Below are 14,748 nucleotides of genomic sequence, written 5' to 3' on the forward strand. Positions count from 1 at the left end.
CCCTCCGCCCCTGTCGGTCCTGTCAGCCCTGGCCGGCCTTGCTGCCGTGGTTGGCCTTCTTCTTGCGGCCTGCCTTCTTCTTCCGGGCGCGCTTCGACACGGTGTCCCGTCCCTTCAAGCGGTCTGGCCGACGAGCAGGTCGGCGAGCTTGTTGAGGCGCTTCACGTTACGGTCCTCCATGGCGGCGGGAGCGGGCTCGACCCGCCGGTCACGGTCGTAGTACGCACCGTTGACGATCTCGGATGCCGGGTCGCAGAGCCGCACGACATGGGCCGCGCCCTCGGCCGCGGACGCGCCTCGGATGCCGTACAGGTGCAACAGGCCGGTCTCACAGATGCCTGGGTGGACGGAGACGGCCGCCACCCGGGGGTCGGCCGCGAAGACCGTGAGCGCCAGCTGGGACTGGGCGTACGCGGCGAGGCGGGAGTATCGGCGGGCACGGTGAGGGTCGCTCCACTGGATGGAGGCGGTGCGGTGCAGTGAGGAGGAGACATTGACGACCCGGCCGCCCGGGTCACTGGTCAGGGCGGGGGCCAGGAGGTTTGTGAGGAGGTAGTGCGCGAGGAAGTTGACCTGGAAGGCGATCTCGTTGCCGTCGGCGGTGATGGTGTGCCGCTCCGGCGCGGCCATCGCGGCGTTGTTCACCAGGACATCCAGGTGCGGGTGTTCCCGCAGGATGCGTTGTGCCAGGTGCTCGACCTCTTCCAGACGGGCGAAGTCCGCGGCGCAGGCGCACAGTCGGGCGGGGTCGACACGGGCACAGGCTGCGATCCGGTCGGTCGCCGCCTGCGCCTCCCCGGCGGTACGGCCGTGGACGAGGACGGTCGCTCCGCGTTCGGCGAGTTGCCGGGCGGTCTCGTGGCCGATACCGGTGGTCGCGCCGGTCACCAGGACGGTTCGGGCAGCGAAATCAGAGTCGGTCATGGTGGTGCATCCCTTTCTCGTCTACGCACTTGCGTGCGGGCACGCGCCACCGTGCGCGTACCGGTGGCCGTCATGAGTGCTGCCGGTGTGCGTCGAGGCGGTGTGCGGGTAAGAAAAGGGCGCCGGACCAGGTCGCGGCGCCCTTTCGGGTGGGGAAGCTGCGTCAGCGTGGCATGGACGTCTTCCGGCAGCGCGCGGCATGACCGTGAAACGCCGGATGAGGCGGTCGGTCGAGGAGGAGCCACGCACTGTTCACGACTTCATCCAACTACCGTGCTGAGCCGGCCTCAAGGGAACACGAGCGTTCTTGACGCGGGCCTGACGGAGGGCTTAGCCGCTGGCCTGCATGCTGCCTACGAGGTCGATGACGCTCTGCGGAGCGTCGTCCAGGAGCAGGTGGCCCACGTCGTCCAGGACGTGCGGTTCGGTGCCCAGAAGGCGCTGCGCGGCCGGCACGAGCCGGGTGTGGGGCAGGAAGATGTCGTGAGCGCCTACCACGACGGTGCACGGCACGGACCGGGAGCGCGCCAGCACTGTTCCGGGCAGGGGCCTGGGGGCCAGCGTGCTGCGGCATGTCTCGCCGACCAACGCCATCCACTCGGCGAGATGCGCGGGCACAGGACGACCTGGGGAGCGCATCTGCCCCAGCAGGCGCGTGGTCCGCGGCAGGTTGGGCCGCACCATCCACGGGACGGTGGCGCGCAGTAGGGGAACGGGTACGGCCAGAGGCATCAGTCCGCCGGGAGACAGCAGCAGGCGACCGACGATGTGCGGTGACTGCGCGGCCAGGGCGATGGCGGCCCCCAGGGAGTGGCCGATGACGATGGCCGGCCCCGAAGTGACCTGTTGCAGCGCCTGGGACAGCCAGTGTCCGTACCAGGGCAGGCGGGCGCGGCGGGGACGGTACTCGGCGCTGAGACCGGGCTGGCCAGGCACGTCCAACGCCGCCACCGCACCGACCTTCGCGAGTGCGGCGATCATGTCGAGCGCCACGGCGGCGTTCATATTGGTGCCCGGCACCAGCACCATCAGCGGCTTCCCGTCCCGAGGCCGCCCGGCCGAGACCACGCTTGTGCTGCCGGCATCGGTAGACACCTCCCATCGGTGATGGGACGCCTCCCATGCGTCCAGCCGGGCCGCACACCACGCTCGCACCCGATCGCGGCCCACTGCGCCTCGGTACACCGATTCCATCGAACTCCCCCTCGTCGCCCGGGCCACCGCCCACGGGCGGCTGGCGATGCCGATGGTGGACAGCAGCGCGCCGATGGTGGTGGGGATGAGCGTGACCAGGAGGGCGACGAGCACCGTGGTGGGCTGGGCGGAGCCCGCGTACCCGGCCATCGGCTGGAGCGTGACCGTCACCAGGACGAAGACGGTGGTGAGCGCGGCGAGGAGGATGTTCAGCGCGATCTCGTGGGGCGTTTTCTGCCGGGACGCCCCCTCGACGAGCGCGATCATGCGGTCCAGGGAAGTGTGGCCGGGGCGCGAGGTGACCCGTACGACGGTCCGGTCGGACAGTACTGTCGTGCCGTCTACCACACCGGACCGGTCGCCACCCGACTCACGGATGACCGGCGGTCGAAGCTGACCAGCGAGGCGCTGACCGCCGCCGTGTCCCTCGGCGACGAGGTACGAACGGTGACCGTCTGCCATCCCGACGCCGAGGATCGCGCCCGGGCCGACGCGCTGGAGTGGGTCTGGGCACTGTGGGGGCCGGGCGTCCCGCTGATCCGCCTCCGTTACGAGCGCCGGGCACCGGGCCGCCCGGTCGCCGCGTACGTGCGAGAGATCGCAGCCGCCGAGCCCGGTACCCGGATCACCGTCCTGATCCCAGAGGTCGAGCCCGCCCGGCTGTGGCAGCGGATGCTGCAGAACCAACGCGGCGCGATCGTCGCCCACGCCGTGCACCGCGACACCGACGCGGTCATCTGCCGACTGCGCTTCCGCCTGTCCTGAACCACCACCTTTCTTGACGGCTCGCCCCTCCCGGGTGCGGGCCGTCAGTGACCTTTTCGCAGGTCGGCGAGGTACGCGTATGGGATGCGTCAAGGGCGGGCCACCCCTCGTAAGGAAGCCGTCAACGGCAATCGCAGTGGCTCAAAAAGGCGGTTTGCTCTAACCGTCCGTTCAGTTCCCCTCTCGTTCAGGAGCTCTCGATGGCCGACGTGGCCTTCGTCGTCACCACGCTCGCGGTCTTCGCGCTGGTGGCCCTCGTCGCCAAGGGGGTCGCAAAGCTGTGACCGCCGAAAACATTGTCGGCCTCGTCGTGGCCGTCGCCCTGCTGGGCTATCTCGTCCTCGCCCTCATTCACCCGGAGAGGTTCTGAGCACGACCATGAGCCCCTTCCTCGCAGCGGTACTGCAGCTGCTCGCGCTGATAGGCGCGCTAGCCCTGGCATACCGCCCCCTCGGCGACTACATGGCCCGCGTCTACTCCTCCGACCGCCATCTGCGCGTGGAGAAGTGGATCTACAAGACCATCGGTGCCCGCCCGGACACCGAGATGCGCTGGCCCTCTTATCTGCGCGGAGTGCTGGCCTTCTCGGCCGCCGGCGTCCTCTTCCTCTACCTGCTGCAGCGGCTCCAGGGCGTGCTGCCCGGCTCGCTGGGCTTCGCCTCCATCGACCCGGACCAGGCGTTCAACACCGCCGCCTCCTTCGTGGCGAACACCAACTGGCAGTCCTACGCGGGCGAACAGGCCATGGGCCACGTCGTGCAGACCGGCGGCCTGGCGGTGCAGAACTTCGTCTCCGCGGCCGTCGGCATGGCGGTGGCCGTCGCCCTCGTCCGCGGCTTCTCCAGGTCCCGCAGCGGCGAACTGGGCAACTTCTGGGCCGACCTGGTACGCGGCACGGTCCGCATCCTGCTGCCCCTCTCCCTCGTCGGCGCGATCGTCCTGGTCGCCTGCGGCGCGATCCAGAACTTCGCCGGCATCCACGAGGTCGGCCAGTTCATGGGCGGCCACCAGCAGTGGCAGGGCGGCGCCTACGCCTCCCAGGAAGTCATCAAGGAGCTGGGCACGAATGGCGGCGGCCTCGCCAACGCCAACAGCGCCCACCCCTTCGAGAACCCCAACGGCTTCACCAACCTCTTCGAGATCTTCCTGATCCTCCTCATCCCCTTCGCACTGACGCGGACCTTCGGTCGCATGGTCGGCAACCTGAAGCAGGGGTACGCGATCCTCGCGACGATGGCGACCATCTGGCTCGGCTTCGTGCTGCTGATGTGGGCTACCGAGTTCGCCCACCACGGTCCGGCGCTCCAGGCGGCCGGCGGTGCGATGGAAGGCAAGGAGACCCGCTTCGGCGTCGGCGCCTCGTCGATCTTCGCGGTCACCACGACGCTGACCTCGACGGGAGCGGTCGACTCCTTCCATTCCTCGTTCACGGGTCTCGGCGGTGGCATCACGATGCTGGGCATGCAGCTCGGTGAGATCGCGCCCGGCGGTGTCGGCTCCGGTCTCTACGGCATGCTGATCATGGCCATTATCGCGGTGTTCCTCGCAGGCCTGATGGTCGGCCGGACACCCGAGTACCTGGGCAAGAAGATCGGCACCCGCCAGATCAAACTGGCCGCCTGCTACATCCTCATCACCCCGGCCCTCGTACTGTGCTTCACCGCCGCCGCGACGGCCCTGCCCACCCCGCCGCACTCCATGCTCAACACCGGCGCGCACGGCTTCTCGGAGGTCCTGTACGCCTACACCTCCGGCGCCAACAACAACGGTTCGGCCTTCGCCGGCCTCAGCGCCGACACCCCATGGTTCAACACCACCATCGGACTCGCGATGCTCCTCGGCCGGTTCCTGCCCATGGTGTTCGTCCTCGCCTTGGCCGGCTCACTCGCCGAGCAGCAGCCCGTACCGGAGACCGCGGGCACCCTGCGTACCGAAAAGCCACTGTTCAGCGGCCTGCTGGTCGGCACCATTCTGATCATCACCGGGCTCACCTACTTCCCGGCCCTCGCGCTGGGCCCGCTCGCCGAAGGGCTGGCGTCATGACCGCCGAAACAACGAAAACTGACACAACGAACCAAGAGAACGCGATGTCCTCAGCCTCTCCCACGCGGGCACCGCACCAGGATCTGCCGACCGGGCATAAGGATGGAGGGCGGGTCGGCTCGGGCCTGTTCGAGCCCAGGCAGCTGATCAAGTCGCTGCCGGACGCGGTACGCAAGCTCGACCCCCGCGTCATGATCAAGTCGCCGGTCATGTTCGTGGTCCTGGTCGGCTCGGTGCTGACCACCGTGTTCTCCTTCAAGGAGCCCGGTGACTGGTTCGGCTGGGTGATCAGTGCCTGGCTGTGGCTGACGGTGATCTTCGCCAACCTGGCCGAGGCGGTGGCCGAGGGCCGCGGCAAGGCCCAGGCCGACACCCTCCGCAAGGCCAAGACCGACACGGTCGCCCGTCGGCTGACTGCCGACGGCACCGGCGAGGAGCAGGTGCCGGGCACCGAGCTGCGCGTCGGCGACCGGGTGGTGTGCGAGGCGGGCGACATCATCCCCGGCGACGGCGATGTCGTCGAAGGCGTCGCGTCCGTCGACGAGTCCGCCATCACCGGCGAATCCGCCCCGGTCATCCGGGAGTCCGGCGGCGACCGGTCGGCCGTCACCGGCGGCACGAAGGTACTGTCCGACCGCATCGTCATCAGGATCACGGCGAAGCCGGGCGAGACGTTCATCGACCGCATGATCGGCCTCGTCGAGGGCGCGGCACGGCAGAAGACGCCCAACGAGATCGCGCTGAACATCCTGCTCGCCTCGCTGACCATCGTCTTCCTGCTCGCCGTCGTCACACTGCCACCGTTCGCCGACTACGCCGGCAAGCACCTGACCATGGTCGTCCTGGTCGCACTGCTCGTGTGCCTCATCCCGACCACGATCGGCGCGCTACTCTCCGCCATCGGCATCGCCGGCATGGACCGCCTGGTCCAGCGCAACGTCCTGGCGATGTCCGGCCGCGCGGTCGAGGCCGCAGGCGACGTCTCCACCCTGCTGCTGGACAAGACCGGCACCATCACGCTCGGCAACCGGCAGGCCGCCGAATTCGTTCCTGTACACGGAACCACCGCCGCCGAGGTCGCCGACGCCGCCCAACTGTCCTCACTGGCCGACGAAACACCCGAAGGCCGTTCCATCGTCGTCCTCGCCAAGGAGAAGTACGGGCTGCGCGAGCGGCATCAGGGAGAGCTGGCCGACGCGGAGTGGATCACCTTCACCGCCCAGACCCGCATGTCCGGCGTGGACCTCGACGGCCGCAGGGTACGCAAGGGCGCGGCCGGTTCCGTACTCAACTGGGTCCGGGAACAGGGCGGCACGGCCGCCGAGGACGCCGACACCCTCGCCAACGAGATATCCGCGGCGGGCGGTACGCCGCTGCTGGTCGCCGTCGAGGACACCGACGGCGCCCGCGTCCTCGGCGTCATCCACCTCAAGGACGTGGTCAAGGAGGGCATGCGCGAACGCTTCACCGAGCTGCGCCGCATGGGCATCAAGACCGTCATGATCACCGGCGACAACCCGCTGACCGCCAAGGCCATCGCGGAGGAGGCGGGCGTCGACGACTTCCTCGCCGAGGCCACCCCCGAGGACAAGATGGCGCTGATCAAGCGGGAACAGGCCGGCGGCAAGCTGGTCGCGATGACCGGCGACGGCACCAACGACGCGCCGGCCCTGGCCCAGGCCGACGTCGGCGTCGCGATGAACACCGGCACCTCCGCCGCCAAGGAGGCCGGGAACATGGTCGACCTCGACTCCAACCCGACGAAGCTCATCGAGATCGTCGAGATCGGCAAGCAACTCCTCATCACCCGGGGCGCGTTGACGACGTTCTCCATCGCCAACGACGTCGCCAAGTACTTCGCGATCATCCCGGCGCTGTTCGCCGCGGTCTACCCGGGCCTGGACAAGCTCAACATCATGCAGCTGTCCTCGCCCGACTCCGCGATCCTCTCCGCCGTCATCTTCAACGCGCTGATCATCATCGCGCTCGTGCCGCTCGCCCTGAAGGGCGTGCGCTACCGACCGATGAGTGCCGACAAGATGCTGCGCCGCAACCTCGGCATCTACGGACTCGGCGGCCTGATCGCGCCCTTCCTCGGCATCAAACTCATCGACCTGCTCCTCTCCCTCATCCCTGGCATCGGGTGACGACCACCATGAACAACTCGGTAACGAACACCGCGCGACTGTTCGGCGCGGGCCTGCGCGCCCTCCTCGTCCTCACCGTCGTGTGCGGCGTGCTCTACCCGCTCGCCGTCACCGGCGTCGCCCAGGCCCTGTTCCACAACAAGGCCAATGGCTCGGAGATCAGGAGCGAGGGCAAGGTCGTCGGCTCCGAACTCATCGGCCAGCGCTACGACCTGCCGCTGAAGAAGGGCCAGGAGACCCCGCAGCCCGACCTCAAGTGGTTCCAGCCGCGCCCGTCCAACGGCCTGGGCACCAACACCGTCAACACCCAGTACAAGCTGCTGGTCTCCGGCGCCTCCAACCTCGCAGCCGACAACCCCGAGCTCGTCACGTCGGTGAAGGAGGCGCAGAACGCCGTCATCGAGGACAACTCGGTGAGCGGGTACCGGGTGAAGCCCTCGGACATCCCGGCCGACGCCGTCACCTCCTCCGGATCCGGCCTCGACCCGGACATCTCGCCCGAGTACGCGGAGCTCCAGGTGCACCGCATCGCGGCCAAGAACCACCTCTCCGTCGGGCAGGTGCGGAAGCTGGTCGAGGACCACACCGACGGCCGCGTCGCCGGCTTCATGGGCGAGCCCCGGGTCAATGTTCTCAAGCTCAACATCGCACTCAGGGAACTCACCGAGAAGGGCTGATGGCCTTACCCGCACGACCGCGCACCGACGGGCTCAGGACCACACCTGACCCCGTCGGTTGTCGCACTCACCGAACCGGTGGCAGCGCGAGCGGTCCCCACAACCACATCTACGGCAGGAAGGGCGCGGACCGATGACCCGGGTACTGGTCGTGGAGGACGATCCGCAGCTCGTCCGCGCCCTGGTGATCAACCTGGAGGCGCGCCGTTACGGCGTCGACACGGCACCGGACGGCATCACTGCGTTGCGGCTCGCCGCCGCGCGCCATCCGGACGTGGCCGTGCTCGATCTGGGGCTGCCCGACATGGACGGGGTCGATGTGATCAAGGCGCTGCGTGGTTGGACCAGGATTCCCCTCCTGGTGCTGTCCGCGCGCCAGGGATCCGACGACAAGGTCGCGGCACTCGACGCGGGCGCCGACGACTACATCACCAAGCCGTTCAGCATGGATGAACTACTGGCAAGGCTGCGCGCCGCCGTCCGCCGCACGGAGACCGCCCCGCTCGCGCCGGAGACGACGGTCGTCACGACGAAGGACTTCTCCGTCGACCTGGTGGCCAAGAAGGCTTCCCGCGACGGGCAGGATGTACGCCTGACGCCGACGGAGTGGCATCTCCTGGAGATCCTCGTCTGCCACCCAGGTCGCCTCATTTCGCAACGGCAGCTTCTCCAGCAGGTGTGGGGCGCGTCCCGGAGCGACAGGACCCATTATCTCCGGGTGTACATGGCTCAGATCCGGCGCAAACTCGAGCCGGACCCATCGCGCCCTCGCTACCTGATCACCGAACCCGGCATGGGGTACCGCTTCGAGCCCTGACGCGCTCACCACACCCGTCCCGACCGCATTTGACCACCACGCCCACAGCGACCACAGAGACGAGACGATGGCACGCGGAAAGCTCCGGATCTACCTCGGTGCGGCGCCCGGCGTCGGCAAGACGTACGCGATGCTCGCCGAGGCACACCGCCGCGTCGAGCGGGGCACGGACTGCGTTGTCGCCTTCGTGGAACACCACGGGCGGCCGCGCACCGAAGTACTGCTGCACGGCCTGGAACAGGTCGAACGCAAGCACCTGGAATACCGCGACAGCGTCTTCACCGAGATGGACGTGGACGCCGTCCTCGCACGGCGACCGGCCGTCGCCCTGGTCGACGAGATGGCCCACACCAACGTCCCCGGGTCTCGTCACACCAAACGCTGGCAAGACATCGAAGAGCTGCTGGCGGCCGGCATCGACGTCATCTCCACGGTCAACATCCAGCACCTGGAGTCGCTGGGCGACATCGTCGAGTCGATCACCGGGATCCGGCAGAAGGAGACCGTGCCGGACGAGGTGGTGCGCCGCGCCGACCAGGTCGAACTGGTCGACATGTCCCCGCAGGCACTGCGCCGCCGCATGGCACACGGCAATGTCTACAAGCCGGACAAGGTTGACGCGGCCCTGTCGAACTACTTCCGTCCCGGCAATCTGACCGCGCTGCGGGAGCTGGCGTTGCTGTGGGTCGCCGACCGGGTCGACGAGTACTTGCAGGAGTACCGCACCGAGCACCGTGTCTCGAAGATCTGGGGATCGCGTGAGCGCATCGTCGTGGGGCTGACCGGTGGCTCCGAGGGCCGTACGCTGATCCGCCGGGCTGCCCGCCTGGCGGAGAAGGGAGCGGGTGGTGAAGTGCTGGCCGTCTACATCGGCCGGAGCGACGGACTGACCTCCGCCTCCCCCAAGGAACTGGCGGTCCAGCGCACCCTGGTCGAAGATCTCGGCGGCACGTTCCACCACGTCATCGGCGACGATGTCGCCACCGCGCTGCTGGATTTCGCCCGCGGCGTCAACGCCACCCAGATCGTGCTCGGCGTCTCGCGCCGCAAGCCCTGGCAGTACGTCCTCGGCCCCGGTGTCAGCGCCACCGTGGCCCGCGACTCCGGCCCCGACCTGGACGTCCACCTCGTCACACACGACGCGATGGGCAAGGGACGCGGGCTGCCGGTGACCCGCGGCGCACGGTTCGCCCGCCCCCGCCTCATCGGAGGGTGGCTGACCGGTGTGGGCGGGCCCCTCCTGCTCACTTTCCTCCTCAGCAGCTTCGCACCGGGAGTGGGCCTGGCCAACGACATGCTGCTGTATCTGTCCTTGACGGTCGGCGCCGCCCTCCTCGGCGGGCTGTGGCCCGCCCTCGCCTCTGCCGTCGTCGGCTCCCTGCTGCTGAACTGGTTCTTCACCCCGCCGGTCCACACACTGACCGTCGATGCCCCGCGGAACATCGTCGCCATGGCGGTCTTCGTCGGCGTCGCGCTCTCGGTCGCCTCCGTCGTGGACCTCGCGGCCCGCCGCACCCAGCAGGCGGCCCGGCTCCGCGCCGAGTCGGAGGTCCTCTCGTTCCTCGCCGGCAGCGTGCTGCGCGGCGAAACGGGCCTGGAAGATCTGCTGGAACGGGTACGCGAGACGTTCACCATGGACTCCGCGGTCCTGCTGGAGCGGCAGAGCGACGTCGACCCGTGGACCTGTGCCGGCAGGGTGGGAAACGGCTCCCCGGTCGAGCGGCCGGAGGACGCCGACGTCGACATGCCCGTCGGCGACCACATGACCTTGGCGCTCTCCGGCCGCGTCCTGCCCGCCGAGGACCGCCGCGTACTCGCCGCCTTCGCCGCCCAGGCCGCGGTGGTTCTTGACCACCAGCGCCTCCAGAACGAGGCCCGACGGGCACAAACCCTCGCGGAGGGCAACCGCATGCGTACCGCCCTGCTCGCGGCCGTCAGCCACGACCTCCGTACACCCCTCGCAAGCATCAAGGCGTCCGTCACCTCGCTCCGTTCCGACGACGTGGACTGGTCCGAGGAGGACCGGGCCGAACTCCTCGCCTCCATCGAGGAGGGCACCGACCGCCTCGACCACCTGGTGGGCAACCTCCTGGACATGTCCCGCCTCCAGACCGGCACGGTGACACCCCTGAACAGGGAGATCGACATCGACGAGGTGGTGCCGATGGCCCTGGGCGGTCTCCCCGAAGGGAGCGTGGAACTGGAAATCCCGGAGTCCCTGCCCATGGTCGTTGTCGACCCCGGATTGCTGGAGCGTTCGGTCGCCAACATCGTCGAGAACGCGGTGAAGTACAGCCCTGATGAAACACCGGTGCTGGTCTCGGCCAGCGCCCTCGCCGACCGGGTGGAACTGCGGGTGGTCGACCGCGGCCCCGGCGTCCCGGACGAGGCGAAGGAACGCATCTTTGAACCGTTCCAGCGTTATGGCGACGTACCACGTGGGGCCGACGTCGGCCTCGGCCTTCCGGTGGCCCGCGGCTTCGCCGAAGCCATCGGCGGCACCCTCACCGCGGAAGACACCCCAGGAGGCGGTCTCACCATGGTCCTCACCCTCCCCATCGCCCCGGGCCACCCGCCAACGCGCCCGGACCTCCCGGCCACGGCCATCTCATGAGCACGAGCACCATGCCGGCACCCTCCCGCGCGCTTCGTTGCCTCCCGTCTCCTCATCCCGCAGCGCGGAGCAGGTATTCGACCGCCTGAAGGACGGCATCCCTGCGTTCCTCATGGAGCCAGCCGTGCCCGGCATCGTCGACGATCCGCTGCTCGCCTCTCGGAACCGAGGCTGCAGATCCCCATGCAGGGCGACCTTGAGGTTGTTGATCTCGCGCAGTGCCTCGTCGGACCAGAGGTGGGCTGTGTGGCGTCATGGCCGGTGACAGTCAGCACGATCAGTGGCACGTCGGGGAGTTCTCGCGCGTGCCTGAGTTCCTCCGCGAAGGCACCGTAGATGTCCCGGCCCCCGGCAAGACCGGTACGCCATGCGGCGAGGTGGTGAGCTACCAACGGACGGCGCACGTCGTCCGGCCACTCCGCCAGAAGCTCTTCGACCAGGCCTCGGGAGTTGTTGAGTTGCTCCTCCGCGGGTGCCGGCGGCTCCAAGCCGTTCAGCTGCTTCTGCCTTTCCTGCAGCTCGTGCGGCGCGCGAGCGAGCATGTCCTCGTGGCCGGGCCGCCAGTGCCGGACCGGTGCGGCATCAGCCGCCGGCCCCCAACCTCATACAGCCGTCCCAACGGCGGCGTGAGCGGCAAGTCTTCGCCCCAAGCCGCGGTGAGGCCACCGTCTACCGGCACGTCGGCCTCCTGGCCGACGGCGGACTCCTCGTGGTGGAAGGCGAACAGCGGGTGCGTGGTTCCGTCGAACGCCGGTACCGACTGCACCGGGCCCGGGCAGTGATCGATGCCGATGCGGCCGCTGCGATGACTCCCGGGGACTACCGTCGCGCGTTCGCGGTGGGCATGGCCACTCTGCTGGCCGAGTTCAACGCCTACCTCGACCGGGACGACACCGACCCGGTCGCCGATCTGGTCGGCTTCCGCCAGCACGCGCTCTGGCTCAGTCCGGACGAACTCGCCGACATGATCGCCGAGCTGCGCGCCGTCATCGCCTCCCGAATGTCCCACGAGCTAGCCTTCATCGGACCGCTCACGGCACCTGATCAGCCCGATCCTGTTCCCCGCCGGAGCGCACCCCGAGCAGGGCGGGAGGGCCAACTCATAAGAGTTGGCCCTCCCGGAGTCGGCGGTCCTGCCTGAGTCACAACGGCATGTCGATCCGATGGGTGCTTTCGTGCTCGCCGCAGGTGAGCGAGAGAGTGAGGCTCAGGGCCCCGGCGCCCGGTGCGGGCCCGGGCTGAAGGGAGATCGAGCCTTCGGTGAACCGGCCTTCTGGTTCGGTACCGAACGCACCGCCTCCGTCCAGGTACTCCCCGCCGAGGTCGTCCACCGCCTCCAACGACAGGTGGACCGGCGGCCCGACCTCCGTCATCGAACCATCAGGCTCGTCCCGCCACCTCTCCGGGAGCGGGGGCGTGATCCGGTAGAAGAGATCGATCCGATCAGACCCCGGCTTGAGGCGACGCACCTCCAGCTCGTGGCGGCCTCCCAGGACGGGAATCACCTGCCCCGCACCGGCTGTCCCGCTCCTGCGCTTGCCCTTGCCCATGCCCTCTCCATCCGTGCGTGACGTCGGCGCCTACGGCTCAGCCTGAACCCTTGGGCGGCACCTGGCACGTGATGTACCGCGTGGCACCCGCCCGCGGATTGCTGTGGCTCTTGATGAGCCAATAGAAAGTGATCTTGTCCTTGGTGCGGATGGTGTGCTTCGCGCTGCTCCCCTTGCGGTTGTACTTCTTCATGCTGCCGTGGAAGTTATAGGTACTGGCCCTGGGATGAGGACCGTACGGCGCATTGATGGCATGGTTGTTCACCCATGCGTTGGGCATCGACACCGTCACCGCCGGACCGAGCTTCGCGCGGGACCTCGCCGTCAGCTTGAAGTTCCAGCGGACAGTGCCCGCCGGGGTGCGGTCCCAGTCGACGTTGGCGACGCTGTGCTTCCACACTCCGGTGCACTTCTTGTCCGCCGCGGTGCGGGCATGTATCTCTGCCGCACGCTGGACGACACGTGCGTACGTGGTAGCCGGCGCCTCCCCCGCCGGAATGGAGATCAGCTCCCCCACATCGGCGTCGTTGTGCTGCTCGGCCGCCTGCGCCGGGGCCCCTCCGATCAGGAGGGAGGCGCTGAGCGCGGAGCAGGCCAACAACAAGCGATGGCTCTTCTGGGCCATTCCTGGTTCCCCGTTCGGTTCCTGCTCACCGGAGCATTCCGATGAGTTCCCATGGTCACCCAGGAAGACGAGCCTCCTTGCGCACCACGTTCCTCAGCCGCCGTCAAGAGATCGTTAAGCTCGCATTGGGTTCTCCAGGCACACGGATACCGGTCACCGCCGACACGGAACGACCGAGGACAAGCCCGCACGATCATGGAGTCGATGAGTCGCCCCAGCCGATGCACGGGGCCAGGAAGACCCGCCCACTCGGGGTAGGAGCTCTTCAACGACGCGTCGCCCCTCGGCACGGTGGTGTGCTGCGCCGCCGGCGGCTCGCTGGTCACCGGGCGGCGTTTCGGTGTGCGGCTCGGTTCACCGAGACGGCGTATCCCAGGAATACGCCACCGGGCAATCGAATGCCGGATCAGGCGGGGCGCGGGTCGCTGGAACTCGGCACAGGAGCATCAGGTCTTCTTGGCGGTGTCGAGAGGACCTACTTGCCGGCCTGCTCCTCCTCTGCGCTCGTCTCGTCCTCGATCAGCCTGTAGGGAGGCCGGTCCACGGTCCGGCTGTAGCGGGCCACCACGCTGCCCTCCGCAAGGAGCGGCGGGCTGTTGTCGACGACGATGAGCTGTGCGTTACCACCCCGATGCGCGACCCAGTCTGAGAGATGGCGGTAGGAGTCGTCGATGGTGATCGCGTCGGCGATCACCGCATCCAGGGTGCCACCGTGTCCGAGGTTCTTCTGCGGACTGTCGATCATGAGGAAACCCGGATGCGCGGCACCGTTTTCGACGGCGACCTCAAAGACGGCCAGTTCTGATGTACGGCTGGCCGACCTTGGGGTAGTGCCACGCCCGAAGCAGTTCACCGTAGCGGTTGCTGACCTGGGAAATGATTCGGTCGCGATCGTCTGTCGCGTTTCCGAGCTGTGCGAGTTCCTCTTTGAGTCGGACGATCCGGGCCTCGTGACGTTGTACAGCGTCAGCTCGTTTGGCGAGGCCGCCCTGGAGCTTTACGTTGCCTTCCGCCTGGTCCAGGAGGCGGAACAGGTGCTCACGTCCACATCCACGTCCACGATGCAGATCGTCGCGAGCCGCAAGGAACGGGGACACCGCCGGTGAGGTTGCCGCATCGAGCGCGGCAGCAGCCTGTTCCTCGCGAAGTACCGCCTCTTCCACCTGGAGCTTTTCGCGGGCGATATTTCGCATTGTAAAGGCGCTGCGGGGCCGAACAGCCTCCGGCTCCATTGCCAGGAGTAACCCACATATCATGAACACACGGGTATTCACGTGTCGCAGGTTTGGCCATGCCGGCTAAGGGTTGTCCCGTAACTGCCATCGGAAGTCCGCGCGATGGCCTACGGCCGGACGCACCGCGCCCGCTTGCCGTACTTCATGCCGCTGGAGT

General features: G+C 68.3%; 13 protein-coding genes and 2 pseudogenes. 8 read left to right on the forward strand and 7 right to left on the reverse strand.

Annotated features, from left to right (window positions below):
• Positions 1-114 precede the first annotated feature (114 nt).
• The 3 genes and pseudogenes from ACIGQF_RS32205 to ACIGQF_RS32215 form a co-directional block, all read right to left on the reverse strand.
• A complete protein-coding gene (locus tag ACIGQF_RS32205) occupies positions 115-924 on the reverse strand; it encodes an SDR family NAD(P)-dependent oxidoreductase (protein ID WP_399717652.1) in 810 nt (269 codons plus the stop codon).
• 330 nt (positions 925-1,254) lie between these two features.
• Complete coding sequence (locus tag ACIGQF_RS32210; RefSeq protein WP_399717693.1) at positions 1,255-2,118, reverse strand: alpha/beta fold hydrolase; 864 nt, start codon at positions 2,116-2,118, stop codon at positions 1,255-1,257.
• Positions 2,110-2,502, reverse strand: a pseudogene (locus tag ACIGQF_RS32215) (potassium-transporting ATPase subunit B); the annotation flags it as partial. The pseudogene ACIGQF_RS32215 and the gene ACIGQF_RS32210, both read right to left, overlap by 9 nt.
• A 3-nt stretch (positions 2,503-2,505) precedes the next feature.
• On the opposite strand from ACIGQF_RS32215, the pseudogene ACIGQF_RS32220 reads away from it, so the two are divergent.
• The 8 genes and pseudogenes from ACIGQF_RS32220 to ACIGQF_RS32255 form a co-directional block, all read left to right on the forward strand.
• A pseudogene (locus ACIGQF_RS32220) lies at positions 2,506-2,883 on the forward strand (amino acid permease); the annotation flags it as partial.
• A gap of 280 nt (positions 2,884-3,163) precedes the next feature.
• Positions 3,164-3,253 (forward strand): K(+)-transporting ATPase subunit F, encoded by a 90-nt coding sequence (gene kdpF / locus ACIGQF_RS32225; protein ID WP_133888732.1) that lies wholly within the window; start codon positions 3,164-3,166, stop codon positions 3,251-3,253.
• An 8-nt stretch (positions 3,254-3,261) separates the two neighbouring features.
• Positions 3,262-4,926: a potassium-transporting ATPase subunit KdpA gene (gene kdpA, locus ACIGQF_RS32230; RefSeq protein WP_399717654.1), complete on the forward strand. Its 1,665-nt coding sequence runs from the start codon at positions 3,262-3,264 to the stop codon at positions 4,924-4,926.
• Positions 4,927-4,970: 44 nt separating this feature from the next.
• Positions 4,971-7,073 carry a potassium-transporting ATPase subunit KdpB gene (gene kdpB, locus ACIGQF_RS32235; protein WP_399717658.1) on the forward strand — a complete coding sequence of 701 codons (2,103 nt, stop codon included), beginning with the start codon at positions 4,971-4,973 and terminating at the stop codon, positions 7,071-7,073.
• Positions 7,074-7,081: 8 nt separating this feature from the next.
• Complete coding sequence (locus tag ACIGQF_RS32240; protein ID WP_399717661.1) at positions 7,082-7,750, forward strand: potassium-transporting ATPase subunit C; 669 nt, start codon at positions 7,082-7,084, stop codon at positions 7,748-7,750.
• 133 nt (positions 7,751-7,883) lie between these two features.
• Entirely contained in the window at positions 7,884-8,567 is a 684-nt protein-coding gene (locus tag ACIGQF_RS32245; RefSeq protein WP_399717664.1) for a response regulator, read from the forward strand.
• A 67-nt stretch (positions 8,568-8,634) separates the two neighbouring features.
• Positions 8,635-11,181 carry a DUF4118 domain-containing protein gene (locus ACIGQF_RS32250; RefSeq protein WP_399717666.1) on the forward strand — a complete coding sequence of 849 codons (2,547 nt, stop codon included), beginning with the start codon at positions 8,635-8,637 and terminating at the stop codon, positions 11,179-11,181.
• A gap of 730 nt (positions 11,182-11,911) precedes the next feature.
• Entirely contained in the window at positions 11,912-12,322 is a 411-nt protein-coding gene (locus ACIGQF_RS32255; RefSeq protein ID WP_399717669.1) for a hypothetical protein, read from the forward strand.
• Position 12,323: 1 nt separating this feature from the next.
• Here ACIGQF_RS32255 and ACIGQF_RS32260 read toward each other — a convergent pair whose 3' ends face one another.
• The 4 genes from ACIGQF_RS32260 to ACIGQF_RS32275 form a co-directional block, all read right to left on the reverse strand.
• Positions 12,324-12,731, reverse strand: coding sequence for a hypothetical protein (locus ACIGQF_RS32260; protein WP_399717672.1), 408 nt, complete (start codon positions 12,729-12,731; stop codon positions 12,324-12,326).
• Between the two features lie 37 nt (positions 12,732-12,768).
• On the reverse strand, positions 12,769-13,356 hold the full coding sequence (locus ACIGQF_RS32265) for a hypothetical protein (protein ID WP_399717675.1): 588 nt from the start codon (positions 13,354-13,356) through the stop codon (positions 12,769-12,771).
• 475 nt (positions 13,357-13,831) lie between these two features.
• Positions 13,832-14,101 carry a hypothetical protein gene (locus ACIGQF_RS32270; RefSeq protein WP_399717678.1) on the reverse strand — a complete coding sequence of 90 codons (270 nt, stop codon included), beginning with the start codon at positions 14,099-14,101 and terminating at the stop codon, positions 13,832-13,834.
• A 40-nt stretch (positions 14,102-14,141) separates the two neighbouring features.
• On the reverse strand, positions 14,142-14,630 hold the full coding sequence (locus tag ACIGQF_RS32275; RefSeq protein ID WP_399717681.1) for a hypothetical protein: 489 nt from the start codon (positions 14,628-14,630) through the stop codon (positions 14,142-14,144).
• Positions 14,631-14,748: the final 118 nt, after the last annotated feature.

The sequence above is a fragment of the Streptomyces sp. NPDC053560 genome (assembly GCF_044544605.1).
Classification (GTDB): Bacteria; Actinomycetota; Actinomycetes; order Streptomycetales; family Streptomycetaceae; genus Streptomyces.

What these genes read in the sequence shown, in the direction of transcription:
- ACIGQF_RS32270 (WP_399717678.1), bottom strand. Translation starts at nt 14,101, where the DNA reads ATGATCGACAGTCCGCAGAAGAACCTCGGACACGGTGGCACCCTGGAT.
- ACIGQF_RS32265 (WP_399717675.1), bottom strand. Translation starts at nt 13,356, where the DNA reads ATGGCCCAGAAGAGCCATCGCTTGTTGTTGGCCTGCTCCGCGCTCAGC.
- kdpA (WP_399717654.1), top strand. Translation starts at nt 3,262, where the DNA reads ATGAGCCCCTTCCTCGCAGCGGTACTGCAGCTGCTCGCGCTGATAGGC.
- ACIGQF_RS32210 (WP_399717693.1), bottom strand. Translation starts at nt 2,118, where the DNA reads ATGGAATCGGTGTACCGAGGCGCAGTGGGCCGCGATCGGGTGCGAGCG.
- kdpB (WP_399717658.1), top strand. Translation starts at nt 4,971, where the DNA reads ATGTCCTCAGCCTCTCCCACGCGGGCACCGCACCAGGATCTGCCGACC.
- ACIGQF_RS32250 (WP_399717666.1), top strand. Translation starts at nt 8,635, where the DNA reads ATGGCACGCGGAAAGCTCCGGATCTACCTCGGTGCGGCGCCCGGCGTC.
- ACIGQF_RS32205 (WP_399717652.1), bottom strand. Translation starts at nt 924, where the DNA reads ATGACCGACTCTGATTTCGCTGCCCGAACCGTCCTGGTGACCGGCGCG.
- ACIGQF_RS32240 (WP_399717661.1), top strand. Translation starts at nt 7,082, where the DNA reads ATGAACAACTCGGTAACGAACACCGCGCGACTGTTCGGCGCGGGCCTG.
- ACIGQF_RS32245 (WP_399717664.1), top strand. Translation starts at nt 7,884, where the DNA reads ATGACCCGGGTACTGGTCGTGGAGGACGATCCGCAGCTCGTCCGCGCC.
- ACIGQF_RS32260 (WP_399717672.1), bottom strand. Translation starts at nt 12,731, where the DNA reads ATGGGCAAGGGCAAGCGCAGGAGCGGGACAGCCGGTGCGGGGCAGGTG.